28 protein-coding genes are annotated in these 25663 nt (G+C 56.7%); 18 read left to right on the top strand and 10 right to left on the bottom strand.

Annotation, left to right across the window (positions count from 1 at the left end; genetic code table 11):
• Positions 1 to 94 precede the first annotated feature (94 nt).
• A complete protein-coding gene (gene betB / locus JEM67_RS08305) occupies positions 95 to 1567 on the bottom strand; it encodes a betaine-aldehyde dehydrogenase (protein WP_199635262.1) in 1473 nt (490 codons plus the stop codon).
• A 20-nt stretch (positions 1568 to 1587) separates the two neighbouring features.
• Complete coding sequence (gene betI, locus JEM67_RS08300; RefSeq protein WP_199635263.1) at positions 1588 to 2184, bottom strand: transcriptional regulator BetI; 597 nt, start codon at positions 2182 to 2184, stop codon at positions 1588 to 1590.
• A gap of 388 nt (positions 2185 to 2572) precedes the next feature.
• Between betI and JEM67_RS08295 the strand changes: the two genes are divergently transcribed.
• Positions 2573 to 4612 (top strand): choline transporter, encoded by a 2040-nt coding sequence (locus JEM67_RS08295; protein WP_199635264.1) that lies wholly within the window; start codon positions 2573 to 2575, stop codon positions 4610 to 4612.
• Positions 4613 to 4664: 52 nt separating this feature from the next.
• Here the strand turns inward: JEM67_RS08295 and JEM67_RS08290 are convergent, their stop codons facing one another.
• Genes JEM67_RS08290 through JEM67_RS08280 form a run of 3 tightly spaced genes read right to left on the bottom strand, consistent with a single transcriptional unit; the run spans position 4665 to position 6399 of the window.
• Positions 4665 to 4940, bottom strand: a complete 276-nt coding sequence (locus tag JEM67_RS08290) for a pentapeptide MXKDX repeat protein (RefSeq protein WP_004942270.1) — start codon at positions 4938 to 4940, stop codon at positions 4665 to 4667.
• 60 nt (positions 4941 to 5000) lie between these two features.
• A complete protein-coding gene (locus JEM67_RS08285) occupies positions 5001 to 5777 on the bottom strand; it encodes a molybdopterin-dependent oxidoreductase (RefSeq protein WP_199635266.1) in 777 nt (258 codons plus the stop codon).
• Positions 5778 to 5787: 10 nt separating this feature from the next.
• Positions 5788 to 6399 carry a cytochrome b/b6 domain-containing protein gene (locus JEM67_RS08280; protein WP_199635268.1) on the bottom strand — a complete coding sequence of 204 codons (612 nt, stop codon included), beginning with the start codon at positions 6397 to 6399 and terminating at the stop codon, positions 5788 to 5790.
• Between the two features lie 152 nt (positions 6400 to 6551).
• On the opposite strand from JEM67_RS08280, the gene JEM67_RS08275 reads away from it, so the two are divergent.
• The 7 genes from JEM67_RS08275 (at position 6552) to JEM67_RS08245 (ending at position 12399) form a co-directional block, all read left to right on the top strand.
• On the top strand, positions 6552 to 7265 hold the full coding sequence (locus tag JEM67_RS08275) for a response regulator transcription factor (protein ID WP_199635270.1): 714 nt from the start codon (positions 6552 to 6554) through the stop codon (positions 7263 to 7265).
• A 3-nt stretch (positions 7266 to 7268) separates the two neighbouring features.
• Positions 7269 to 8735, top strand: coding sequence for a HAMP domain-containing sensor histidine kinase (locus JEM67_RS08270; protein WP_199635272.1), 1467 nt, complete (start codon positions 7269 to 7271; stop codon positions 8733 to 8735).
• A 134-nt stretch (positions 8736 to 8869) separates the two neighbouring features.
• Positions 8870 to 9496 carry a hypothetical protein gene (locus tag JEM67_RS08265; RefSeq protein WP_199635274.1) on the top strand — a complete coding sequence of 209 codons (627 nt, stop codon included), beginning with the start codon at positions 8870 to 8872 and terminating at the stop codon, positions 9494 to 9496.
• A gap of 13 nt (positions 9497 to 9509) precedes the next feature.
• On the top strand, positions 9510 to 10115 hold the full coding sequence (locus JEM67_RS08260; RefSeq protein WP_199635275.1) for a cytochrome b/b6 domain-containing protein: 606 nt from the start codon (positions 9510 to 9512) through the stop codon (positions 10113 to 10115).
• Entirely contained in the window at positions 10108 to 10875 is a 768-nt protein-coding gene (locus JEM67_RS08255; protein ID WP_199635277.1) for a molybdopterin-dependent oxidoreductase, read from the top strand. Before JEM67_RS08260 ends, JEM67_RS08255 begins: the two co-directional genes overlap by 8 nt.
• A 151-nt stretch (positions 10876 to 11026) precedes the next feature.
• Complete coding sequence (locus JEM67_RS08250; protein WP_199635279.1) at positions 11027 to 11806, top strand: HPr family phosphocarrier protein; 780 nt, start codon at positions 11027 to 11029, stop codon at positions 11804 to 11806.
• A 62-nt stretch (positions 11807 to 11868) separates the two neighbouring features.
• Positions 11869 to 12399: a GNAT family N-acetyltransferase gene (locus JEM67_RS08245; protein ID WP_199635281.1), complete on the top strand. Its 531-nt coding sequence runs from the start codon at positions 11869 to 11871 to the stop codon at positions 12397 to 12399.
• Between the two features lie 9 nt (positions 12400 to 12408).
• Here the strand turns inward: JEM67_RS08245 and JEM67_RS08240 are convergent, their stop codons facing one another.
• Positions 12409 to 13284, bottom strand: a complete 876-nt coding sequence (locus JEM67_RS08240) for a LysR family transcriptional regulator (RefSeq protein WP_199635282.1) — start codon at positions 13282 to 13284, stop codon at positions 12409 to 12411.
• 93 nt (positions 13285 to 13377) lie between these two features.
• Between JEM67_RS08240 and JEM67_RS08235 the strand changes: the two genes are divergently transcribed.
• Positions 13378 to 14361 carry a nitrilase family protein gene (locus tag JEM67_RS08235; RefSeq protein WP_013812126.1) on the top strand — a complete coding sequence of 328 codons (984 nt, stop codon included), beginning with the start codon at positions 13378 to 13380 and terminating at the stop codon, positions 14359 to 14361.
• Between the two features lie 97 nt (positions 14362 to 14458).
• Here the strand turns inward: JEM67_RS08235 and ompX are convergent, their stop codons facing one another.
• Complete coding sequence (gene ompX / locus JEM67_RS08230) at positions 14459 to 14977, bottom strand: outer membrane protein OmpX (RefSeq protein ID WP_013812125.1); 519 nt, start codon at positions 14975 to 14977, stop codon at positions 14459 to 14461.
• A 399-nt stretch (positions 14978 to 15376) separates the two neighbouring features.
• Here ompX and rhtA point away from each other — a divergent pair, with 399 nt between their 5' ends.
• Both rhtA and nanQ read left to right on the top strand, forming a co-directional pair.
• Entirely contained in the window at positions 15377 to 16264 is an 888-nt protein-coding gene (gene rhtA / locus JEM67_RS08225; RefSeq protein WP_199635284.1) for a threonine/homoserine exporter RhtA, read from the top strand.
• A gap of 141 nt (positions 16265 to 16405) precedes the next feature.
• Entirely contained in the window at positions 16406 to 16903 is a 498-nt protein-coding gene (gene nanQ, locus JEM67_RS08220) for an N-acetylneuraminate anomerase (protein WP_199635286.1), read from the top strand.
• Here nanQ and JEM67_RS08215 read toward each other — a convergent pair.
• A complete protein-coding gene (locus tag JEM67_RS08215) occupies positions 16878 to 17417 on the bottom strand; it encodes an adenylate kinase (RefSeq protein WP_199635562.1) in 540 nt (179 codons plus the stop codon). The two genes, nanQ and JEM67_RS08215, sit on opposite strands and share 26 nt — an antisense overlap.
• A 397-nt stretch (positions 17418 to 17814) precedes the next feature.
• Between JEM67_RS08215 and dps the strand changes: the two genes are divergently transcribed.
• The 5 genes from dps to glnQ all read left to right on the top strand — a co-directional run bounded on the left by dps (position 17815) and on the right by glnQ (position 21372).
• Entirely contained in the window at positions 17815 to 18318 is a 504-nt protein-coding gene (dps, locus tag JEM67_RS08210) for a DNA starvation/stationary phase protection protein Dps (protein ID WP_006324338.1), read from the top strand.
• Between the two features lie 188 nt (positions 18319 to 18506).
• A complete protein-coding gene (locus JEM67_RS08205) occupies positions 18507 to 18773 on the top strand; it encodes a DksA/TraR family C4-type zinc finger protein (protein WP_013812120.1) in 267 nt (88 codons plus the stop codon).
• A 371-nt stretch (positions 18774 to 19144) separates the two neighbouring features.
• The gene (glnH, locus tag JEM67_RS08200) at positions 19145 to 19888 is read left to right on the top strand and encodes a glutamine ABC transporter substrate-binding protein GlnH (protein ID WP_006324335.1); all 744 of its coding nucleotides are present in this window, start codon (positions 19145 to 19147) and stop codon (positions 19886 to 19888) included.
• Between the two features lie 105 nt (positions 19889 to 19993).
• A complete protein-coding gene (gene glnP, locus JEM67_RS08195; protein WP_004942232.1) occupies positions 19994 to 20653 on the top strand; it encodes a glutamine ABC transporter permease GlnP in 660 nt (219 codons plus the stop codon).
• Positions 20650 to 21372 (top strand): glutamine ABC transporter ATP-binding protein GlnQ, encoded by a 723-nt coding sequence (gene glnQ / locus JEM67_RS08190; RefSeq protein WP_006322077.1) that lies wholly within the window; start codon positions 20650 to 20652, stop codon positions 21370 to 21372. Before glnP ends, glnQ begins: the two co-directional genes overlap by 4 nt.
• 186 nt (positions 21373 to 21558) lie before the next feature.
• Here the strand turns inward: glnQ and rlmF are convergent, their stop codons facing one another.
• Positions 21559 to 22524, bottom strand: a complete 966-nt coding sequence (rlmF, locus tag JEM67_RS08185; RefSeq protein WP_013812117.1) for a 23S rRNA (adenine(1618)-N(6))-methyltransferase RlmF — start codon at positions 22522 to 22524, stop codon at positions 21559 to 21561.
• 120 nt (positions 22525 to 22644) lie between these two features.
• Between rlmF and JEM67_RS08180 the strand changes: the two genes are divergently transcribed.
• Complete coding sequence (locus tag JEM67_RS08180) at positions 22645 to 23283, top strand: flavin reductase family protein (protein WP_199635288.1); 639 nt, start codon at positions 22645 to 22647, stop codon at positions 23281 to 23283.
• Between the two features lie 164 nt (positions 23284 to 23447).
• On the top strand, positions 23448 to 23708 hold the full coding sequence (gene bhsA / locus JEM67_RS08175) for a multiple stress resistance protein BhsA (protein ID WP_013812115.1): 261 nt from the start codon (positions 23448 to 23450) through the stop codon (positions 23706 to 23708).
• A 65-nt stretch (positions 23709 to 23773) separates the two neighbouring features.
• On the opposite strand, the gene JEM67_RS08170 is transcribed toward bhsA, so the two are convergent.
• On the bottom strand, positions 23774 to 25630 hold the full coding sequence (locus JEM67_RS08170) for a M3 family metallopeptidase (RefSeq protein WP_199635290.1): 1857 nt from the start codon (positions 25628 to 25630) through the stop codon (positions 23774 to 23776).
• Positions 25631 to 25663: the final 33 nt, after the last annotated feature.

Below are 25663 nucleotides of genomic sequence, written 5' to 3'. Positions count from 1 at the left end.
AAATCCATTGGGTATAAATATGTAGGGTCAAGAACTTGGGGGCCCCAGCATGCGGAAGCCCCGACAAGCGCAGACGCGAAAGGCGACGGGAATATCAGAACACCGAGGCGTATTCGCCCAGCTCTACCTGCACCGATTTGATCTGGGTGTAGTGCTCCAGCGTGCTCAGGCCATTCTCGCGGCCGACGCCGGATTGCTTATAGCCGCCAACCGGCATTTCCGCCGCCGACTCGCCCCAGGTGTTGATCCAGCAAATGCCGGCTTCAAGCTGGTGAATCACACGGTGAGCGCGGGTTAAATCATTGGTCACCAGTCCGGCGGCCAGGCCGAAAGTGGTGTCGTTGGCACGGCGCACCACTTCTTCTTCGCTGTGATAAGTGAGGATGCTCATTACCGGCCCGAAGATTTCTTCACGCACAATTTCCATGTCGTCACGGCAATCGGTAAACACCGTCGGTGCCACATAAGCCCCTTTGGCGTATTCGCCTTCGGTCACGCGCTCACCGCCGCACAGCAAACGTGCGCCGCTGTTCTTGCCGCTCTCGATAAAGCGCAGCACGGACTCCATATGCGCAAAGCTGACCAGCGGCCCAAAGTTGGTTTGCGGATCTGCAGGATCACCCAGACGAATGCGCTTCACGCGTTCGAGAATTTTCGCTTCAAACTGCGCCTGCAACGCCGCCGGGACAAACACGCGCGTACCGTTGGTACACACCTGGCCGGAGCTGTAGAAATTGGCCATCATCGCGATGTCGGCAGCGCGATCCAGATCGGCGTCGTCAAAGATAATCAGCGGCGACTTGCCGCCCAGTTCCATGGTGACTTCTTTCAGCGTTGAACCTGAGGCGTTGGCCATCACTTTCTTGCCGGTTTTTACCCCGCCGGTGAAGGATACCTTGGCGATGCCTGGGTGATCGGTCAGATATTGGCCGACCTCTGCGCCGCTGCCGGTGACCACGTTGAACACACCGTCCGGCACGCCGGCTTCGGTGTAGATCTCGGCCAGTTTCAACGCCGTCAGAGAGGTCACTTCGCTCGGTTTGAAGATCATCGCGTTGCCCGCAGCCAGAGCCGGCGCGGACTTCCACAAGGCAATCTGAATCGGGTAGTTCCAGGCGCCGATGCCTGCCACCACACCCAGCGGTTCACGGCGGGTATAAACGAAAGAGGTGTCGCGCAGCGGGATCTGCTGGCCTTCGATAGCCGGGATCAGGCCCGCGTAGTATTCCAGTACGTCGGCACCGGTGACGATATCGACAGCGGTGGTTTCCGACATCGCCTTGCCGGTATCCAGCGTTTCCAGCGCAGCCAGTTCGTCATTGCGCTCGCGCAGAATATCCACCGCACGGCGCAGAATGCGCGAACGCGCCATCGCCGTCATCGTCGCCCACACCTTCTGCCCGCTGGCTGCGCTGGCAACCGCACGGTTGACGTCTTCAGCGCTGGCGGACTGGATCTCGGCAAGCACTTCGCCATTCGCCGGGTTCACTGCGTTGAAGGTTTTCCCCTCGGTACTGTCTACATAGGCACCATGAATATAGAGCTTCTGTAAGCCAAAACGGGACATAGGTTCTCCTTGGATTGTCCTCAGGGTGGCGTTTGCCCCCGGAGTTGAAACGTAATGTAATCGGTAGTGAGCGCGATCGCCTGCGCCTGATTAAACGCCGCGCCGCGCAGTGCGCTGCGCAACCACAAACCGTCGATCAACGCCGCCAGCCCTTTGGCCGCCAAACGTGCCTGCGCCTGCGGCAATGCGCGGCTGAACTCGGCGCACAGGTTGGAATACAGACGACGGCCGTTCACCTGTTGCAACCGGTTAAGCTGCGGCTGATGCAGGCTGCTGGCCCAAAAGGCCAACCAGGTTTTCATCGCTGCGCTGTTGATCTGGCTGTCGTCGAAGTTGCCGGCAACGATCGCCTGCAGCCTTGCGGCCGGGCTCTGGTCGTCCAGCGCCCGTAGCCGCAGCTTCACCGCTTCCCCCAAATGGCTGATCAAATAGCGCATCGTGGCTTCCAGCAACCCGTTCTTATCCTTGAAATAGTGGCTGATGATGCCGTTGGAAACACCCGCCCTGCGCGCTATCTGCGCAATGGTGGCGTCATGCATTCCGACTTCGTTTACCGCGGCCAGCGTGGCATCAATCAACTGCTGCCTTCTAATTGGCTGCATTCCTACCTTTGGCATAATTCGACTCTCGCAAAACCGACTTCGGCCTCATCTCAGCGGCGAATTTCATCGACTTTCCGCCTGCTGAACTTGGTCTTCATGCGGACTATTAAACTTTTTTTTGATTGAACGTTCAATAAAAATTGCATATATTTTATTGCTGCCTGGTTACAAAAATGTACTTTTCGGTTGTGGAACTGGCTGATTTTTGTGAGGTATTTAACGAATCTGACCAAAATCAGTGTCTGTAAGCGGTTCCCACCACGAAACGATTTCCCGTTTCGTTAACAGGCTAAACGGCAAGCAGTGCCGCTTTTTATCCGCACTTTCCGGACGACGCCTGCGCGTCGTTCAGAGCAGAAATGTGGGCACGATTTTACTCAGTTGTTAAAAACAGAGGACGACGATGACAACCAGCGAAACCTCCTCAAAACCGCAAAAGGATCGCCTTAATCCTGTGGTTTTCTTTACCTCGGCGGGGCTGATTCTGGCCTTCTCGCTGATGACCATCTTTTTTACCGATTTCTCCGGGCGATGGATCACCCGCACCCTGAATTGGGTTTCAACCACCTTCGGCTGGTACTACCTGCTGGCGGCCACCCTGTACATCGTATTCGTGGTGTTTATCGCCGCCTCGCGCTTCGGTTCGATCAAGCTCGGGCCGGAACAGTCGAAACCCGAGTTCAGCCTGATGAGTTGGGCAGCTATGCTGTTCGCCGCCGGCATTGGCATCGATCTGATGTTCTTCTCGGTCGCCGAACCCGTGACGCAATATATGATGCCGCCGGAAGGCGATGCCCAAACGCTGGAAGCGGCGCGTCAGGCCATGGTGTGGACGCTGTTCCACTACGGGCTGACCGGCTGGTCGATGTATGCGCTGATGGGCATTGCCCTCGGTTATTTCAGCTACCGCTATAACCTGCCACTGACCATCCGCTCGGCGCTGTACCCGATCTTCGGTAAACGCATCAACGGCCCGATCGGTCACAGCGTGGATATCGCGGCGGTGCTGGGCACCATTTTCGGCATCGCCACCACGCTCGGCATTGGCGTGGTGCAGCTCAACTACGGATTGAAGGTGCTGTTCCAGGTACCGGAAAACCTGACGGTTCAAAGTGCACTGATCCTGCTTTCGGTGATTATGGCCACCATTTCGGTGACCTCCGGCGTCAACAAGGGCATTCGTATTTTGTCGGAGCTCAACGTGTTGCTGGCGCTGGGGCTGATCCTGTTCGTGCTGTTCTGCGGCGATACCGAGTTCCTGCTCAATGCGCTGGTGCTCAACGTCGGCGATTACATCAATCGCTTTATGGGCATGACGCTCAACAGCTTCGCCTTCGATCGTCCTGTGGAATGGATGAACAACTGGACCCTGTTCTTCTGGGCCTGGTGGGTGGCATGGTCGCCGTTTGTCGGCCTGTTCCTGGCGCGTATTTCGCGCGGGCGTACCATCCGTCAGTTTGTGGTCGGCACGCTGATCATTCCTTTCGTGTTCACTCTGCTGTGGCTGTCGATCTTCGGTAATAGCGCGCTGTACCAGATTATCCATGGCAATGCCGCCTTTGCGCAGGAAGTGATGCAATACCCGGAGCGCGGCTTCTACAGCCTGCTGGCGCAATACCCGGGCTTCACCTTCAGCGCCTCGGTAGCCACCATCACCGGCCTGCTGTTCTACGTGACCTCGGCGGATTCAGGTTCACTGGTGCTGGGCAACTTTACCTCGCGCCTGGCCGACATCAATAACGATGCGCCCAACTGGCTGCGGATTTTCTGGTCGGTGGCCATCGGCCTGCTGACCATCGGCATGCTGATGACCGACGGCGTGCCTGCGTTGCAGAAAACGACGGTGATCATGGGCCTGCCGTTCAGCTTCGTGATCTTCTTCGTGATGGCCGGGTTGTATAAATCGCTGCGGGTGGAGGACTATCGCAAGGCCAGCGCGCTGAACACCAACGCCCCCATGCCTATATCCAGTAATGACGTACTGAACTGGAAGCAGCGCCTGTCACGGGTGATGAACTACCCTGGCACCCAGTACACTCAAAAAATGCTGGATACCCGTTGCAGACCGGCAATGCAGGAAGTGGCGCGCGAGCTGGAACTGCGCGGCGCCAAAGTGGAATTTACCGAAGTGCCGCCGGCAGAAGATGAGCGTTTGAACCACCTGGAACTGCTGGTGCATTTGGGGGAAGAGCAGAACTTTATCTATCAGATTTGGCCACAGCGTTATTCGGTGCCGGGCTTCACCTACCGCGCCCGTTCTGGCAAATCGCACTATTACCGGCTGGAAACCTTCCTGATGGAAGGCACCCAGGGCAATGATCTGATGGATTACAGCAAGGAACAGGTGATCGGCGATATCCTCGATCAGTACGAGAAGCACCTGAACTTCCTGCATATTCACCGCGAAGCGCCGGGCAATACCCTGACCTTCCCGGATATGTAACCCGGCTCAAGCACGGCAAAAAGGCGCAGCGGGTGTCACTGCGCCTTTTTTATTACTGCCCCATCGCATCCTTTTTCATGGCGTCTTTCTTCATACCGTCTTTCGCCATGTGGTCCTTTTTCATCGCGTCATGCTTCATGGCGTCTTTCTTCATGCAATCCTTGCCCATGCAATCTTTCTTCATGCCGTCTTTAGCCATGCCGTCATGCGACATCTGGCTCATGGCGTCCTTCTTCATCGCATCCTTACTCATACTGTCTGCGGCATTGGCACCAGCCACACCCAACATCAACGCGCTGCACATCATCATTGCGAATAACTTTTTCATGGTATTTCCTTCTTTCATGTCAAAGACACCTGAGGTGTCAGGGGATATTTGCGGCCGCCGTCAGCTGCCGCCAAACCAGTTATAACCTTGGTCTTCCCAGTAACCGCCCGGGAAGCGATTGGTGATTTCAATCACCTGAATGTGTTTTGGATTCTTGTAGCCGAGTTTGGTCGGCATGCGCAGCTTCATCGGATAACCGTATTTGCGCGGCAGAATCTGGCCGTCATAGGTCAGCGCCATAATGGTCTGCGGATGCAGCGCGGTGGCCATATCGATGCTGGTGTAGTAATCGTCGGCGCATTTAAAGCTGACATAGCGCGCGTTCAAATCCGCGCCAATCGCCTTGAGAAAGGTCGCAAAGGGCACGCCTCCCCATTTTCCGATGGCGCTCCAGCCTTCGACGCAGATGTGACGCGTCACCTGGCTGATTTGCGCCATTCGGTGCAACTGCGGCAATGTCCAGGCGCTTTTGTCCAGCACCAGTCCGGTGACGTCCAACCGATAGTCGTCGCCGTTGATGTCCGGCGCGTCCTCTTCGCCGTAAAAGGCGTTGAACGGAAACGGCCGGGTCATCATGGATTCGGGATAGACCGGTGCCAGATGGTCAGCGCTGAACAACCAGCCCTGCACCCGATCGTTAAAACGCGAAATGCGACTCAGTGCCTGCTCGACGTTGGCGTTGCTGCTGAGATCGCAACCGGTGAGCATCGCTATGCCGCCCAGCGTCAGACCGTTGCGCAAAAAACGGCGGCGTGACGAAGACGCCAGCAACCGCTGCGCCTCTTTGACAATCTCCTGCCCTTCACTCACCGTAATAGAGGGCTTATCCGTTTTCATTGCGATCCCCTTAACGTCCGCGCAACATGGCCAACAAAGTGCGGGGCACCAGCGCCACCATCACCAGATGAATCACGACAAACCCCACCAGCGCCGACATGGCGAAAAAGTGGATGTAACGCGCCGCGTCATAACCACCAAGCAGCTCGCGCAACAGCGGAAACTGCACCGATTTCCACAGCACCAGCCCGGAGAGCGCCATCAGGATGCTGTCGGCCATCACGAACAGATAAGCCGCGCGCTGCACCATGTTGTAGTGGCGCAAATCGGCATGCTGCAGCCGGCCACGCAACGCGGCGCTCAGATCGGTGAAAAACTGTCTGGGGCTGAGCGGCCAAAATTTGCGTTTGAAACGGCCGCTGACCAGGTTGATCAGCAGGTAACACAGCCCGTTAAGCCCAAACAGCCACATGCCGGCAAAGTGCCACTGCAGTGCGCCGCCTAACCAACCACCGAGCGTCAGCTCGTTGATAAAGCTGAAGTTGAACAGCGGCGAAGCGTTATAGATGCGCCAGCCGCTGGTCACCATGATCAGCATCGCCAGCGCATTCAGCCAATGCGTCAACCGCAACCACAGCGGATGCACAAGCGGTGGCTTTTCCGGCGTGCGAGTCATGCTCATGATTTTCTCCTGGCGGCCAAGGTGGCGATGAGCCAAGTATTTCGCGAATTTGTTCCCCAAGACCTCACGCAAAGTTAAATAAAATGTGATAACTCCATGCACGGCGCTTGTGTAGACTTCAGAGAGAAGCGGGTCATCGGTGGCGGAAAAAGATGGAAAAACCAAAGAGAATTTTAATCGTTGAGGATGACGGCGATATCGCCGAACTGCTGCAGTTGCACCTGCGCGATGAGGGCTACAGCATCAGCCACGCCGCCGACGGCAATCTGGGCATGGCGATGCTGGAACAGGGCGGCTGGGACGCCCTGATCCTCGATCTGATGCTGCCGGGCGTCGATGGGCTGGAGATCTGTCGCCGGGCACGCAATATGACACGCTACACGCCGATCATCATCACCAGCGCGCGTTCCAGCGAGGTGCACCGCGTGCTGGGGCTGGAGCTTGGTGCTGACGATTACCTGGCCAAGCCCTTCTCGATGCTGGAGCTGGTGGCGCGAGTCAAGGCGCTGTTCCGCCGCCAGGAGGCGATGAGCCGTAACCTGCGCCTGGACGCCGGCACGCTGAGCTTTGACGGCCTGACCATCGATCCCATCGCCCGCGAGGTGCAACTGAATCAGCAGCCGATCGATCTGACGCCGCGCGAGTTCGACCTGCTGTATTTTTTCGCCCGCCATCCGGGCAAGGTATTCTCCCGCTTAAGCCTGCTCAATCAGGTGTGGGGCTATCAGCATGAAGGGTATGAACACACGGTGAATACCCATATCAACCGGCTGCGCATCAAGATAGAAAGCAACCCGGCGGAACCCCAGCGCATCCTCACCGTGTGGGGCATGGGCTATAAATTCGCGGCGTCGCCGCAAGAGTAAAACATGAAAAATCTCACGCTGACACAGCGCCTGACGCTGATCTTCGCCCTGCTGCTGCTGCTCTGCTGCGCCTTCTCCGGCTGGCTGCAGGTGCGCAGCAACACCCAGTTCAGCCAGGCGACCATTCAACGGCTGTCCGGCAACCTGGCGCAGCATATCGCCGCCAGCAACCCGCTGCTGGGCCAGGACGGTTTGAACCCGCAGTCGGTGCATACTCTGTTCGATCAGCTGATGGCGGTGAATCCCAGCGTAGAGGTCTATCTGCTCGACAAAGGGGGCAATATCATCGGCAACGCCGCGCCGGCCGGCCACCTGAAACGGCAAAAGGTCGACTTGTTGCCGTTGCAGGCGCTGCTCGACGGCGCACAAATGCCGGTGTACGGCGACGATCCGCGCAGCGCCGACGGAGAAAAAGTGTTCAGTGTCGCCCCGCTGAAGGTTGACGGCCGGGTCGAAGGTTACCTGTATGTAGTGCTGTTGGGCGAGAACTACAGCGCACTGGCCAGCAACGCCCAGCTCAGCTCGGCGATCAGGCTGGCGCTGTGGTCGATGGGGCTGGTGGTGCTGTTCGGCCTGCTGGCCGGCGGCTTCGCCTTCCGCTGGGTCACGCGGCCAATTCGCCAACTCACTCGCCAGGTCAGTGCGCTGGACAACGGCGGCATCGCCGCGGTGCAAGCCTATGCGACGCAACCGCTTCCCAACGCCGGGCGAGATGAAGTCAGCCAGTTGCACCAGGCGTTTCGCGGCATGGCACAGCGTCTTGCCGAACAGTGGCAGTCGCTCTCTCAGCAGGATCAGCAGCGGCGCGAATTTATCGCCAACATCTCTCACGACCTGCGCACCCCGCTCACCTCGCTGCACGGCTATCTGGAAACGCTGTCGGTAAAATCCGCCACGCTGAGCGAAAACGATCGCCGGCGCTATCTGGAGATCGCGCTGGCGCAGAGCCGCAAGGTGGGCAAGCTGGCGCAAGAGCTGTTCGAGCTGGCGCGGCTGGAGTACGGCGTGGTGAAACCGCAAAAAGAGCCGTTCTCTCTCAGTGAACTGGTGCAGGACGTATTCCAGAAATTCGAGCTGGCGACCGAAGCGCGCCACCAGCGTTTGCACGCTGACATCGCCCCCGGCATTCCGCTGGTGTTCGCCGATCTGAGCATGATCGAACGGGTACTGACCAACCTGTTGGACAACGCCATTCGTCATACGCCGCAGGGCGGTGAGATCAACGTGCGGCTGTGGCAACAGGAAGACAAAGTGCTGGTACAGGTCAACGACAACGGCCCCGGAATTCCGCAGGAGCTGCGCGCCGATCTGTTCGTGCGGCCGTCTATCCTGAGCGGGACACGGCGCCACACCGGCGGGCTGGGGTTGATGATCGTCAGGCGTATTCTGCAGTTGCACGGCAGCGATATTCAGTTGGTGGATCAAGCGCAAAGCGGTGCCTGCTTCCGCTTTGCCATACCACCGCGCTAGTCGATGCCGCTGCTACCGAAAAATACCCTCAGCTCCGGCTGACAAATTTGATGACATTAATCCGCCAAATCAACATGGTGCTATCCCGTTTGTTAAACCATGCTTAACCGGCACCCCATACAAAGGAGAAGATTATGATTACCCATCATCGTTTTGCCGGTTTACTGCTGTCCACCCTGCTGCTGTGCAGCGGAATTGCCGCCGCCGCCCCGGCTCCGGGGAAAGTCATTGCCCCACTGCGTGGCACTATCGATCAAGTCACCGACAGCAGCCTGCAGCTCACCGACCGTAAAGGGGAAAAGGTCAGCGTCAAGCTTAACGATCAAACCAAGGTGCTGAGCGTATCCAAGGGCACGCTGGACGATATCAAGCCCGACAGCTTTATCGGCACCGCCGCCGTACCGCAAGCGGATGGCACCCTGAAAGCGCTGGAAGTGCACGTGTTCGCCGCCAGCCTGCGCGGCACCGGCGAGGGCCACTCGGCCTGGGAGTCCGCCGACGGCAAGGTGGATACCATGACCAACGGCACCGTCGGCAAGCTGGTGAAATCCAACGGCCGCACGCTGACCGTGACCTACGGTAACCAGCAGAAAACCGTCACCGTGCCGGAAGACGTGCCAATTGTCACCCTGGATCCCGGCGACCGCAGCCTGTTGAAACCGGGCGCGCACATTGTGCTGTTCTCCGCCACTGACGAGAAAGGCGAACGCGTCGCCACTCGCATATCCGCCGGCAAAGACGGTACCGTTCCGCCAATGTGATTCAGGAAAAACGATGAAAACCAACGCGCCGCGGCCGGTGCATCGCTGGCCGGTCCGGATCACCCATTGGGTTAACCTGTTCGCCATGGTTTGCATGTTCATGAGCGGCTGGGAAATCTACAACGCCTCACCGCTGTTCGGCTTCCGCTTTCCGCCACAGATGACGCTCGGCGGCTGGCTGGGCGGCGCGATTGGCTGGCATCTGGCGGTAATGTGGCTGCTGGCCTTTAACGCGCTGTGCTACCTGTTGTGGAGCCTGTTCAGCGGGCATTTCCGGCGCGATCTGCTGCCGCTCAACGTCAAGGTGCTGCGGCACGAAATCGGGCAGGCGCTAACGCTGCGGCTGAAACATCAACATGGCCGCTATAACGCCATTCAGAAACTGATGTACCTGGGCGTACTGGCGCTGGGGCTGATGCTGGTGCTCTCCGGATTGGCCATCTGGAAACCCGTGCAGTTACCAGGCTTGGTGGGTCTGTTCGGCGGGTTTGACAGCGCGCGCTACGTGCACTTTTTCGCCATGTCCGCCATTGGGTTATTCGTAGTGATTCACCTGCTCATGGTGATTATCGTGCCGCGCACGCTATGGGCAATGATTACGGGCGGCAAACATGAATGATAAACAACAGCGCCCTTCGACACCGGCGTTGGAACCGGACCAGAAGAAACAGCTGGTCAATCTGCAACGTCGCCTGATGCTGCGCTCCGGCCTGACGCTGGGCGGCATCGCCATGCTGACCGGCTGCAACATGCAGGACGGCGATCAGGTGGATAAAGTGCTGTGGGCCATGTCGCGCTGGAACGATCGGGTGCAGGCCTGGCTGTTCAGCGGCCAGCGGCTGGCGCAAACCTATCGGCCTGATCAGGTTACCCATCCCTTCCCGTTCAACGCGTTTTACCCCGAGTACAACGTCCCGGAGGTGGATCTCGCCGGCTATCAGCTGGAAATTTCCGGCAAGGTGCAGAAAACCGCCCCCTGGACGCTGGAGCAGCTGCAACGCCTGCCGCAGCAGAGCCAGATAACCCGATTGATCTGCATCGAGGGCTGGAGCGCCATCGGGCAATGGGGCGGCGTACCGCTGCGCAGTTTCCTGCAGCATGTCGGGGCGGATATGAATGCCCGCTACGTCGGTTTTAAATGCGCGGATCGTTATTACTCCAGCATCGATATGGCCACCGCACTGCACCCGCAGACCCTCCTGGCGCTGGATTTCGGCGGCAAGGCGCTGCCGGCGGACTATGGCTATCCGCTGCGGCTGCGGGTGCCCACCAAGCTGGGCTTCAAGAACGCCAAGCATATCGTCGCCATTTTTGTCAGCGATACCAATCCCGGCGGCTACTGGGAAGATCAGGGCTATAACTGGTTTAGCGGGATCTAGTTCTCTGCGCAGAACAGGAAAAGAGCGTTACCCCCCATCAGGGGGTTTTTCTATTTAAACCTCATTTTCTGATATCCGCCTGTAAAATCATTTCTGCCCCCTGATGCTGCCCCTGTACCATGAGGAAACTACCGGATTACGGAGCTGGAACATGCCTAAATTTGCTGCCAATTTATCGATGATGTTTAACGAGCTGCCGTTTCTGGAGCGGTTCGAGGCCGCCGCCGCCGCTGGGTTCAAGGCGGTGGAGTTTCTGTTTCCCTATGAATATCCAGCCGAACTGCTGGCGGAACAGCTGCGGCGTCATGATCTGCAACAGGTGCTGTTCAATACCCCTCCGGGCAATGTTGTAGCCGGTGAATGGGGTTTGGCCGCCGTCCCTGGCCGCGAACAGGATGCGCACGCCGATATCGAATGCGCGTTGGCCTACGCCATCGCCCTGAATTGCCCCTGCGTGCACGTGATGGCCGGTTTGGTCCCGCCGGGAGCCGACTGGCAGCGCTATCGCGAGACCTTTATCGGCAATATCCGCTATGCCGCCGAGACCTTCGCCGCACACGGCATCAAGGTTTTGATCGAAGCCCTCAGCCCACAGGTGAAACCCCACTATCTGTTCTCCAGCCAACACCAGGCCGCGCAGTTGGTCGAGGCTATCGATCGTCCGAACGTTTTCATTCAGTTTGATTTTTTCCATGCTCAGTTGGTAGATGGCAATATCAGCGGCCTGATGACCTCACTGGCCGGGCGCTACGCCCATATTCAGATCGCATCAGTGCCAGATCGCCATGAACCGGACGACGGCGAACTTAATTATCCGTGGCTGTTCGCACAGTTGGACAGCATGGGTTATCAGGGTTGGATCGGCTGCGAATACAAACCTCGCGGCGAAACCGATGCCGGGCTTGGCTGGATAAAGCCTTACCTCGAATAGCTGGCGATATCACTTCTCTGGCATACTCCACACACCGCCTTTGACTCTGTGCAGGAAAAATAATGCCGCCTATCACCATCGCGCCGCCGTTGCTGACCGAACGTTTACGCCTGGATGCGCATACACTTGACGACTTTGAATCGCTGGCCGCCATGTGGGCCGATCCCGACGTTGTCCGCTATATCGGCGGTACCCCGAGGGATCGTGAAGATTCCTGGGGCCGACTGATGCGGTACGTTGGCCACTGGACGTTATTAGGGTATGGCTACTGGGCGGTACGCGATAAAATCAGCGGTGCCTACCTCGGCGGCATCGGTTTTTCCGACTTCCAGCGCACTATTACCCCGGCACTCGACGCCCCCGAGATGGGCTGGACGCTGATAACGGCGGCGCAGGGCAAAGGGTATGCCACCGAAGCGTTGCAGGCAGCGCTGGCCTGGGGTAAGGAACACTTACCCGGCGATAAGGCGGTGTGTATTATCTCGCCGGAGAACCAGCCTTCGCTGGCATTGGCGAAAAAAGTCGGCTTTAGCGAAAGCCACCGTAGCGAATACCACCAGAAGCCGATTGTGGTGATGCACTGCCCATTATGAACAAGGGCTTTAAGGCGCCGGCACCGTCGCCAGCGCAACCTGAATAAAATTATCCCGCAACGCGTCGGGCTGCAGCGGATTCCAGGCAATTCCGACCTGCCATTCGGTCGCGTCACCGCTTAGCGGCAAGATATCGATGCCCGTCGGTACAATATGGGTGACGCTGTGCGGCAACAGCGCCACGCCAATGCCTGCGGCGACCAGCGCCAGCAGCGTCTGGATGTCGCCGGCCTGCTGCACGACATTCGGCGTCAATTGATGCGCGGCAATAAAGCGCAGCGATTGATCGCTCAGACCGCGCCCGCGCTTGGGCGTCAGCTGCAACAGCGGCAAGGTGTTAAATCGCTCCATCAGGGTTTCCGCCCGCAGCGCCAGCGCCGATGGCGCCGCCAACACCAGCCGATCGCTCAGCAGCGCTGTGGCCCGCAGCGGCGCACTGACCGGCAACCGCACAAATCCCACCTGCAATTCTCCCTGCAATAACAACTGATATTGCCGCTCCGAAGGCAGATCCTCCAACCCCACGGCTACCGCTGGAAAACGTTGGCGAAAGGCCGCGACCAACTGCGGCGCCAAATGGAAACTGGACAGGCCAAACCCGAGTGCCAGCCGCCCCGCAGCCCCTTGCACCACCCGCAGAGCGTGCTGCTGAAACTGCAAATGCCGGTCAACCAACGTCTGGGCTTCGGGATACAACCGCTGCCCGCTGGCGGTAAGCTGAGCGCCCTGACGGCCACGGTTAAACAGCCGGGTCCCCAGCAGTGTTTCCAGCGCCTGTATCTGTTTGCTCAATGCCGGTTGAGTGATGCACAGCCGCTCCGCGGCCAGACGGTAATTGCCCTGCTCGGCCAGCACCACGAAGGCACGCAGTTGTTTTATATCCATTCCACCAGGTTATCGATATAAGAATTTAATTGATTATACAGTAATCAATACGCCTGCTGTAATCAACGCCAGATAACAGCCAAAGGTAACCTTATGACAACCTCTCTGCGCGCCGCGACGGTGCAATTTCAGCATCGCGCCAATGATAAAAACTACAACCTATCGGTAATGGAGGGCTTTATCGCCCGCGCTGCCGCCGAACAGATCCAGGTATTAACCTTTCCGGAGATGTGCATTACCGGCTATTGGCACGTGCGGCACCTCAGTGCCGGCGAGATTGGCGCCCTGGCGGAACCGATCGCCGGCAGCCCTTCTCTGGCGCGCATTCGTCCACTGGCGGAACGCTATAACATGGCAATCGGTGTCGGGCTGATTGAGCTGGGCGAGGATGGCAACTATTACAACGCCTACGCCGTATGCCTGCCCGACGGCAATCTTCACGTTCACCGTAAACTGCACGCCTTCGAACATGAGGCGATAGCCAGTGGCGACAGCTTTACCGTGTTCGATACTCCCTGGGGAGTGCGGATGGGCGTTCTGATTTGCTGGGACAATAATCTGGTGGAAAACGTGCGCGCGACCGCACTGCTGGGAGCGGACGTGCTGTTGGCACCGCACCAGACCGGCGGCACCCACTCGCGCAGCCCGCACGGCATGAAACCAATCCCGCTGGCGCTGTGGCAGCAGCGTGCGGAAAATCCGCAGGCGATAGAGGCGGCATTCCGCGGCGAACACGGGCGCGGCTGGCTGATGCGCTGGCTACCGGCACGTGCTCATGACAATGGCCTGTTTATTCTGTTCAGCAATGGCGTGGGGCGCGATGACGACGAAGTGCGTACCGGCAACGCGATGATCCTCGATCCCTATGGGCGTATCCTGGCGGAGACCTGGGCGGCAGAAGATCAAATGGTGATCGCCGACCTCGATCTGTCGCTGATCCCGCTCAGCACCGGCCGTCGCTGGATCCACGGCCGTCGGCCGGCGTTATATGGCATTCTCACGGAACCTCAGGGTTACGAACGTGATGCTCGCAGCGCCCGCTTCTCATCGCAGCCAGCGCAAAAACTGGGTAAATAACGCTGAATTTCAGGCAAAAAAAATCCGCCCGAAGGCGGATTTTTATCCGGTACGGCCAACTGCGCCGCACGCTCACGCCCGTAGGCATGGAGAAATCTTAGAAACGGTAGCCTACGCCAACCATCCAGGTGCCAACGTCAACACTGCGGATGCGGCTCTGCTCGTAACCTACGTCCAGAGCAACTTCCTGGATTGGGTTGAACTGCAGACCAGCGCCGTAAGTGAAGCCGTAGTCGCTGCTGCCGTTACGATCGGTGCCGTTCTGTGCATTATCAATGTTTTTGCCGTAGCCAACACCGATCACACCGTAGATGCTTGCCCAGTCATTGAAGCGGTAAGCTGGACCGGCAGTGATAGAGTTGTACTGCGCTTTGTTGTAGTAACCGCCCTGAGAGCCGTCCTTTTCCAGATGGGTAAAGGAACCGATCACGCCCAGTGGGTTGTTGTCGAACTCGTAACGGTACTTCAGGTTGAAACCGTCGGCTTTGTTGGCAACGCCTTGGAAATCACCCTGCGCATAGCCAGCGGATACGGTGCTCTGACCAGCGAATGCGGTACCTGCGGTTACTGCTAATACACAGGCTGCTACTGCGGAAAGACATGCAATTTTTTTCATAACCACCTCAAACGCGTTATATTTTTAAGTAAATCCATTTGTTCATGCATTGAAAATATAGCAAAAATTAGCGTGAAACTCTGCCTTAAAATGAGTGTCTAATGCTTTATATCGTGTAACATAAGATTTCAAGAACAGTGTATCTACTTCTTTTCGCTCTATTTTCGAGCCGCATTCTACTCGTTTGTGTGACAAGAATCACCTATTTAATATCCAGACAATTCCGAAATAAATGCGCACTTTTTGACCACATGCGCTTGTTTTGCGTCTGAAGGCGGTAGCTTTTACCGTTTCGTACGCTTTTCGCAGACACATTTACCCCATTTCATTTACACTGCCCTCATCCAAATTTCGACTGTCTTCCCAAGGCTGTGGAAGGCGAACAAAAGGCTCATAAGGATGTCTGCGTCTACACCCGCTAAAGCGCCTTCCGCGCTGCTGCCCATCTGTTTGTTAATCATCGCCATGGTATCGATCCAGGGCGGTGCCTCGCTGGCCAAAAGCTTGTTTCCGCTGGTCGGCGCGGAAGGGATCACCACGCTGCGTCTGAGCATCGGCACGCTGATTCTGTTTATTATCTTCCGTCCGTGGCGCATGCGTTTCGCCGCCGGCAGCCGCCTGCCGCTGCTGGTCTACGGCCTGGCGTTGGGCGCCATGAATTACCTGTTCTACCTTTCGCTGCGTACCCTGCCGCTCGGCATCGCCGTGGCACTGGAGTTCACCGGCCCGCTGGCGGTCGCCATGTTTTCCTCACGCCGTGCGATAGACTTTTTATGGGTGTCGCTGGCACTGGTCGGATTGTGGTTCCTGTTGCCACTGGGCCATGACATGGGCAGTATCGATCCCTTCGGTGCAGCCTGTGCGCTGGGCGCGGGTGCCTGCTGGGCGGTCTATATTATTTTTGGCCAGAAGGCCGGCGGCGATCACGGGCCGGGAACGGTGGCAGTCGGTTCACTGATAGCCGCTTTGGTGTTCTGCCCGATTGGCGCCTGGCAAGCCGGCAGCGTATTGCTTAATGTCGATATTCTGCCCACCGCGTTGGCGGTAGCGATCCTGTCGACCGCGCTCCCTTATTCACTGGAGATCATCGCGCTGCCCAAAATCCCGGCGCGTACCTTCGGCACTCTGATGAGCCTGGAACCGGCAATGGCGGCGCTTTCGGGCATGCTGTTCCTTAATGAGCACCTGACACTGGTGCAATGGCTGGCTCTGGCAGCGATTATCGCGGCATCGATGGGCTCGACTCTGACCATCAAATCCAAACCGCAAATCGAAAAACTGTCTTGATAATCTGATACGCCCGCATGGCTAAAGCGGAATGCTGGCGGGTTAACTGTTTTCGTACCGACAAACGGGCATACTTTTCCCGAAACAACCAACGCTTTTATGGAACCCAACCCGGCAGGGTTGATCACATGGAGAACCAAAGTGATTTATAACACTCTCTTTAACCCACGCTACGGCCGTGGAATGTCGTCAGTACTGATTAAGGCCCTTACTGCTCTGCGTCAATACGATCTGCCCGAGCTGGCGCTGGGGCGGCATGAAATCGACGGCGAGAAGCTCTTTATGGAGGTAATGACGCTGACAACCGGGCCGGCGCAGGCCAATCGCGCCGAACTGCATCAGGAATATGCCGCTATTCATCTGTTAATCAGCGGCGAGGAACGCATTGATTACGGGTTGCCGGGCGATTGGCAAAGCGAACACCCCTATGACGAAACGCGGGATCTGCAACTGTTGGATATCATCCGCCATCGCCAGACGCTGCAGATGTTTCCCGGCATGTACGCCATCTTCTTGCCCTATGAGCCGCATCAACCCGGATGCCAGTTGAATGCCCCAACGGTTATCAAGAAAGCCGTGGTGAGGGTGCATTACAGCCTGCTGCTGTCGCCGATTATCCCTGAGGTAAAGAACGAATAAACGTCAGGGTCTGCCCGGGTGAACGCAGCCGAATAAAGCGGATATGTCCATACCGGGCGTTATTCATATCATCAAGGTAGCTGGCCCGGTTTTTACGGTAGGTTTTGAGGGTCCACAGAATTATCGAATCGCGACTGAAAAAAGAACGGCGAAAGCTCTCGCGGTTGCCGGTGCCGGGCCACAATTCAGTGCGAGCCCAGGCTCGCGTAGCTGCACGGCGCACAGCCTGAAACAGCGTGCGGCAGAACCCGTAGTCCACCCATACGACCCAATCGACCTCACGCCACTTGATCGGCTTGGTTCGTGTATAATTGCCGTCCAGCACCCAGCCGCTGTCCGCATCGCCCAACACCTGTGCGAGACGGGCCAAAAACTCGTCATCCGGCGTGCCTTGCCAGTCCTGCCGCCAAAACAACTTATCCAGCTCAATATAAGGCACAGCAAATTTTCCCGCCAGCTGGCGCGCCACCGTGCTTTTACCACTGCCGCTGGTTCCAACCACGTTAATTTTCATAGGTTCGCAGGCGATAAAAATGAGGAGTAGATATTCTATACGTTCCATTATCAGGCTATCAACCTGAATTAACAGCCAATTAACACAACGACACGGTAATCGCCCCCTCAAAATATATCCTGCTTAACAATTAAATTATTATGAGAAGTGTCTCCGCGTTTTTATTATTATCTGAAATCGTTAAAACCCTTTGAACATTAAATAATAAAACCATTAAAAATCATACAATTAATAGAAAAAAACCAAAGTTATTGCACTGCATTTTTTAATTAGAAATTCCCATTCGTTATTGCCTATTTATCCAATAGCCATTTTCACGCTGCAAGAATGAATATGGCTGCTATAATTATCCCCGTGACAAAAAATAGGACAACGACCCACAAAGAGGATATCTGATATGAGTACCGCTAAACTGGTGAAAACGAAATCTTCTGATCTGCTTTACACCCGTAATGACATGGACGAAAAAACGAAGCTGGCCGCGATCAAAGCCCTGAACCATCAGGTAGTGCAGTTTATTGACCTGTCGTTGATCACCAAACAGGCGCACTGGAACATGCGTGGCGCCAACTTTATCGCCGTTCATGAAATGCTGGACGGGTTCCGCACCGCGATCACCGATCATCAGGATACTTTTGCCGAGCGCGTCGTGCAGCTGGGCGGCGTGGCGCTGGGTACCGTGCAGGTGGTGAACGATAAAACGCCGCTGAAAAGTTATCCAACCAACATCCACAGCGTGCAGGAGCATCTGAAAGCGCTGGCGGATCGTTATGGCGCAGTGGCGAACGATATTCGCAAGGCCATCTCCGAAGTGGAAGATGAAGATACTGCCGATATGTTCACTGCGGCATCACGCGATCTGGACAAATTCCTGTGGTTTATCGAATCCAATATTGAATAAACCCAGGTAAGGGCTATCCCCCACCCCGCATCGCGGGGTTTAAACAGGCTGCGGGCTTTATCCCGGCCTGTTTTTCTTTTTACGCCGCTTGAATTGCTCAAAAAAACGCCCATAGTAGACTTAATCAGACAGCGATTGGCCGCGTTACGTACAGAGGAATACGGCGAAGACACCGAAGTGAGGTCACCATGGCAAACGGATGGGCGGCGGATGGCGCCGTACAGGATCAGATCGACTCCACCGTTGATGACGCTGTACAGCGTGCACGGCAAGCGCTGGGTCAAGGTGAAAGCGAGCATTATTGTCAGGAGTGCGGCGAAGAAATTCCGCTGGCGCGCCGGCAAGCGTTAAAAGGCGTGCGTTATTGTTTGGCCTGCCAAACCGAACTGGACAAAAAACAGACAGACAGCGGCTTATATAACCGACGCGGGAGCAAAGACAGCCAGTTGCGTTAAGAACATTACTGGTTAAGGGCGCCGGGTTCTGCGACCATTTCCCGTACTTATCGAACATTCCTGCACCATATGCAACAACGATGCATCATAAAAGTTAGAGTTAGTTATCAATATTGAAGCGAAACTGTTAACTATCGGTTGTTTCCCCCCCATTATTTGGTTAATGATAGGCCAATGCACCAACACGAGACCCAAAGCACCATTTTGGGGCCTCAGTTTGGTGCACAACAATAATAATACGCCTTCAAAGCACAACATTGCATCACAACTCTTTGTTTTTATAGTAGTTGCAAACATGGCACGATTTTTTCATGGCACCAACTGCAATATAAAAAATGGGTAATCCGCAACCTGTACAGGAAATTCCTCACATGAAGTCAATTTTCAAAGTCTCCCTGGCCGCACTTTCGCTGGCTTTTGCCGTAAGCTCCCACGCAGCAGACAAACTGGTCGTCGCAACCGATACCGCATTCGTTCCCTTTGAATTCAAGCAAGGCGACAAATACGTTGGCTTCGATATCGACCTGTGGGCCGCGATCGCTAAAGAGCTGAAACTGGATTACACCCTGAAACCTATGGATTTCAGCGGCATCATTCCGGCGTTGCAAACTAAAAACATCGATTTGGCGCTGGCGGGTATCACCATCACCGAAGAACGTAAAAAAGCCATCGAGTTTTCCGACGGTTACTACAAAAGCGGTCTGTTGGTGATGGTGAATGCCAACGACGATAGCGTAAAAAGCGTGAAGGATCTGGACGGTAAAGTGGTGGCGGTGAAGAGCGGCACCGGCTCGGTGGATTACGCCAAGCAGAACATCAAAACCAAAGATCTGCGTCAGTTCCCGAACATCGATAACGCCTATATGGAACTGGGCACCAAGCGCGCTGACGCGGTACTGCACGACACGCCAAATATCCTGTACTTCATTAAAACCGCAGGCGCAGGCAAGTTCAAAACCGTCGGTGAATCACTGGAAGCCCAGCAATACGGCATCGCCTTCCCGAAAGGCAGCGACGAGCTGCGCGTGAAGGTGAACGGCGCGCTGAAAACGCTGCGCGACAACGGCACCTACAACGAAATCTACAAAAAATGGTTCGGTACTGAGCCTAAATAACGGGTGAAGTCAGCCACTGTTTAACTTGAGCACGGGGGTTGTGCCTTAGCCCCTGCGCTTTGTTGTATCTGATTCCCAGCGTTGGGATCATCGGGAGAAAACACCATGCAGTTCGACTGGAGCGCCATCTGGCCCGCCATCCCCATTTTGTTAGAAGGCGCCAAAATGACCCTGTGGATTTCGGTCCTCGGTCTGATTGGCGGCCTGATCATCGGCCTTGTCGCCGGCTTTGCCCGTACCTACGGCGGTTGGCTTGCCAACCACGCCGCCCTGGTGTTCATTGAAGTGATCCGCGGTACGCCGATCGTGGTGCAGGTGATGTTTATCTACTTCGCCCTGCCAATGGCGTTCAGCGATTTGCGCATAGATCCGTTTAGCGCGGCGGTGGTCACCATCATGATCAACTCCGGCGCCTACATTGCGGAAATTACTCGTGGTGCGGTGTTGTCGATCCACAACGGATTCCGCGAGGCGGGCCTGGCGTTGGGTCTGTCGCGCCGTGAAACCATCCGCTACGTCATTATGCCGCTGGCGCTGCGCCGCATGCTGCCACCGCTGGGTAACCAGTGGATCATCAGCATTAAAGACACGTCGCTGTTCATCGTGATCGGCGTGGCGGAACTGACCCGTCAGGGCCAGGAAATTATTGCCGGTAACTTCCGTGCGCTGGAAATCTGGAGCGCCGTAGCAGTTATCTATCTGATCATCACCCTGGTGCTGAGCTTCGTTCTGCGTCGTCTGGAAAGAAGGATGAAAATCCTGTGATTGAATTTAAAAACGTCTCCAAGCATTTTGGCCAAACCCAAGTGCTGCACAATATCGACCTGAAAATTAACCAGGGTGAAGTGGTGGTGATTATCGGGCCTTCCGGCTCCGGCAAGTCCACGCTGCTGCGTTGCATCAACAAACTGGAAGAGATCACCAGCGGCGATCTGTTCGTCGATGGTCTGAAAGCCAACGATCCCAAGGTCGACGATCGCCTGATCCGTCAGGAAGCCGGCATGGTGTTCCAACAGTTTTACCTGTTCCCGCACCTGACGGCGCTGGAAAACGTCGCTTTTGGCCCGATCCGCGTACGCGGTCTGAAAAAGTCGGAAGCGGAAAAACTGGCGCGTGAGCTGTTGGCCAAAGTGGGCCTGGCGGAACGCGCGCATCACTACCCTTCCGAACTGTCCGGCGGCCAGCAGCAGCGTGTGGCTATCGCCCGTGCGCTGGCGGTAAAACCGAAAATGATGCTGTTCGACGAACCCACCTCGGCGCTTGACCCGGAACTTCGTCACGAAGTGCTGAAGGTTATGCAAGATCTGGCTGAAGAAGGCATGACCATGGTGATCGTGACCCACGAAGTCGGCTTTGCCGAAAAAGTGGCGTCGCGTCTGATCTTCATCGACAAGGGCCGTATAGCCGAAGACGGCAACCCGCACGATCTGATCAACTCGCCACCAAGCCCGCGTCTGCAAGAGTTCCTGCAGCACGTCTCCTGATTTACCCTGCTTAGCGGCGGGCGCGTTCTGCGCCCGCCGTTTCCAACGATTTTTTTCTTAGAAAGCGATCAATGCGTCGCCACTTGGCGTAATTGATCCCCCGTGAGCACACGAGCTGCGGCAGCAGAATTGGAAGGAAAATGTGAAGTTTTATTGGCGCCGGTTAGCTGACCAGCGCCTGAGGAATCAACGCCAGCGTTCTGCCGCCCAGGCAGCTTGCTGCTCGGCGTCATGGAAGGTCCAGGCCACGAAACGGCTGATCTTTTGCCCCTGCGCCATCTCGATGGTGCGCACTTCCACCGCACCCGCCAGCTTCAGCGCGTGGTAAATGCTTGGCAGAGTCGTATTTTTGGAGATAAGCGAGGTAAACCACAGGCAGTTCTGTGCCTTGCCGACGCTCTCCTCAACCATCTTGCGTACGAAGGCTTCTTCGCCGCCTTCACACCACAGTTCGTTATTCTTGCCGCCGAAGTTCTGTATCGGCTTGTCGGCCACTTCGCCTTTGCCCAGCTTGTGCAGTTTAAGGCGGGTACTGGCGCGCGCTTCCTGTTCTGAACCGTGGAACGGCGGGTTACACAGCGTAGCGTCAAACTTCTCCGCCACGCCGATAATGCCGTTAAGGATAAATTCCGGCTGTTTTTGCAAACGCAGACGCACGCTGTTTCTCAGCGTCGGGTTCATCTCTACGATCATCTTGGCCGAATTGAGCGAGACCGGGTCGATCTCCGAACCGGTAAACCGCCAACCGTACTCGCGCAGGCCGACGATCGGATAAATGCAGTTGGCGCCAATGCCCACGTCGAGAATAGCCACGCCTTTACCGCGCGGGATCTCACCGCCGTTGCTGGTAGCCAGCAGGTCCGCCAGATGGTGCAGATAATCAGCTCGGCCAGGGATCGGCGGGCAAAGGTAGTCGGCGGGAATATCCCAATGTTCGATACCATAAAAATGTTGCAGCAAGGCACGGTTGAGCATTTTAACCGCCGCCGGATCGGCGAAGTCCACCGAGATATCGCCCCAGGCATTCGGTTTGACGAACGGCTCCAACGCCGGGCAACTGGCGATCAGCGCCGGAAAATCATAGCGTGAGCGATGACGGTTACGCGGGTGCAGGCCGCTTTTCTGCTGCGGGAAGGTTTTCTTTTTTTCCACCGTGACGGGCTCTCTTTAAAGGTATTTCTGGCGCGTAAGATACCATAAAGCGACGTCAAACTTGCAGCCGACGAGAAACCCGTCAAAATAAAAGCTCGGTTTATCCACACCAGGTCGTTTATGAGCAGTGAGTCCCGTTATTACTATGAACCCGCAGCAGGCCACGGTCTGCCGCACGATCCGCTGAACGCCATCGTCGGCCCCCGCCCTATCGGTTGGATCTCCTCGGTCAGCGCCAACGGCCAGCGCAATTTGGCACCTTACAGCTTCTTTAACTGTTTCAACTACCGCCCACCCATCATCGGCTTTGCCAGCACCGGCTGGAAAGACAGCGTGGCGAATATCGTGGAAACCGGAGAGTTTGTCTGGAACCTGGCGACACGCCCGCTCGCCGAAGCCATGAACAACAGTTCCGCCAGCCTGGCGCGCGGCGAAGATGAATTTGCCTTTGTCGGCGTGACGCCGCTGCCCGGCCGACGAGTGAAGGCCGATCGCGTAGCGGAAAGCCCGGTTAACTTCGAATGCCGCCTGACACAGTGCATTCAGTTGCAAAGCGCCGCCGGCGAGAAGGTGGAAACCTGGCTGGTGCTGGGCGAAGTGGTCGCGGTGCATCTCGACCCCGCGTTGCTGGACGAGCATGGCGTTTATCAAACTGCCGCAGCCGAACCTATCCTGCGCGCCGGCGGGCCGAGCGCCTACTATGGCATTTCGGAACAACACCGTTTCGATCTGCAGCGCCCGGATGCCCTAAAGCGCTGAACGAGCCCCCCTTTCTCCCTCAGGAGAACGGGGGAATTGATGATCAAAAAATCTGAAAAAGATTATCAATACTCTCCGATTTCATCCTACCTGTCACTGCGCAATAATCACTCTATCGAAAGGAAGCCCCTTTCTCCCTTACAAACTTGACAGGAATGACCCTCATGAAAAACATCAAAACTTTTGCTGCTGCTATCGTTCTGGCTAGCGTATCTTTCACTTCTTTTGCCGCTGAACACGTCAGCGCACAAGACGCCGCCCAGTTCGAAAAAGCCGGCGTGATCACCGCCAGCGGCGCTACCGACCTGAGCACCCTGAAAGCTCAGTTGGCGACCAAAGCCGACGCGGCCGGTGCCAAAGCCTTTACCATTACCTCTACCAGCGGTAATAACCTGATGCATGCCACTGCGGTCATCTACAACTAAGCATTTGTTTCAGATAAAAAAAGCCCGCCGATACGCGCTATCGGCGGGCTTTTTGCTATGCGTTTTCAGGCCAGACGGGCGTTAATCGCCGCAGCGAAATCACGACACATGCGATCGTCGCCCCCGGCGTTATCCGCCAGCACTTCATCGCCATCCACCACCCGGATATGCGCCGCCAGGTCGAAATCCGCCGCCGGCTGTGGCCGGGCGGCAGCATCGGCAATGGTCTGCTGCGCCTCCTGCCATGCCTGCGCGACCGTCTGGTTACAGGCCTGCGCCAGGTAGTCCGGGTTAAAGCCTTCGCCAGTCAGGCTGCGCAGCGTATCGTCGTGGCTGACGCCGTTGCCCGGTAGCCAATAGTGGCGTGCCAGATCCGGGCCAATCGCCGGATTGTCGGTCAGATAACCGTCGCGCTGCTGGAAGAATTGTCGCGTCTGCTCAACCGCCATCAACGCCAACAGATAGCCCTGATAAGAGCAGGCTGACTCCAGCGACAACAGATGCGGGATCGCCAGCGTCGGGCGCGGGCTGCCGCTGATACCCAGTATTTTGCTTTCTACCTCGCGCGCCAGCGCGGTAATCGCCTCCGGCGTGCGTTGTTCATCCTCCCACTGGTACAGCGCCCATTCAAAGTAAGGCACCAGCAAGATATGACGTTCGTTGAACGCACGCATCGGTTGGCGCGCAGCGATACTGGCCTCAATCAGTGCATCCGGCACCGGTTCGCCGGCGGCGTTCTTCGCATAACGTTTCAGCCAATCGGCATCGTCCAGCAGGCTGTCGCAGAACATCGACTGGGTTTCGGCATAGGCCATTGACGTCGGCGGAAACTCCTGCGAGAAACAGGGCGCGTTCTGACAAATATTAGCAAAGTGCGCGGCGTGCCCACCCTCGTGGAACAGGGTGTTCAGACCATGAGCGCCGCTGCCTACCTGATCCGGCTGCGCCAGACTGGTAAAGTTAATCCGTGCCGGTAGCCATTTACCCTGCTGGATAAACGGCGGCACCGGCCCGTGCATAAAACCGTTTTCATACTTGCCTGGCCGCACCAGCAGATCGAGATCCATCTGCGCGCCGCGAAAACCGATGTGCAGCCGTTTGAAACTGTTGATCCAACGTTCCAGCGACTGAGCAAACGGGAAATAGGGATCCAGTTGGCGAGTCACGTCACCCGCGCTGGCAAAACGCAGGTTCCAGGGTTCCAGCGCCTGCGCGCCTTTCTCCGCCGCCAGCTGTTGCAAGCTGCGTGAATTGGCCTCCCGGGTCTGCAACTCGAAACGATCGAGGATGGCGAACAGCTGTTCCGGCGTCATACGCTCGGTTTTGTTCACCTTATAGTCGAAATAGTTGCGAAAACCCATCTGGCGCGCAAAGCGGTTACGCAGGCTAATCAGCTCCGGCAGGCCGTTGTGCAGCAGCCACTGTTCCAGCTCGCGCAGCGCGTCTTGCGAGCTGCGGCGGTAGTCTTCGTTTTCATTGGTGGCCTGATTGGTCAACAGCTCGCCGAGCGAAGCATTCACCCGTTGCCCTGCGGCATTCAGGTGGCTGACCGGGTTGGCCTTGCGCCGGGTATAAAGGTCCGCTTCGGCGCTGATGATCTGATCCAACAGCGTCTGCGCCTGCGCATCTTCAATCGCGTTGCAGTCAAAGAAACGCAGCCAGCCGTTCAACCCATGTTGCAGCGCATCACGCTGCGCATCCTGCGGCAGGATCTCCAGCCCGGCCAGCAGCCGGCGAATTTCAGCCAGCCGACGCGGTTCGCCGATAAAGCGCTTGTAGGCGCTTTCCGCCGCCGAGAAGCGCGTCGAAACCTCATCACCGCCCGTGCCCATATAGTTCTGCCAGAACAGATCTTCTTTGGTGCGATGAACGTCGAGGTAGTCCTGATTCAATTGATTGAAGTAATCGAGAGCCTGTTGCATAACCATCCTTTCGGCCAATATGCGTGATGTTCC

Origin of the sequence: Serratia sp. PAMC26656 (assembly GCF_016469055.2) — a bacterium.
GTDB classification, from domain to species: Bacteria; Pseudomonadota; Gammaproteobacteria; order Enterobacterales; family Enterobacteriaceae; genus Serratia; species Serratia plymuthica.
Note: the sequence above shows the minus strand (reverse complement) of the source record. Positions and strands in the feature narration are given on the sequence as shown.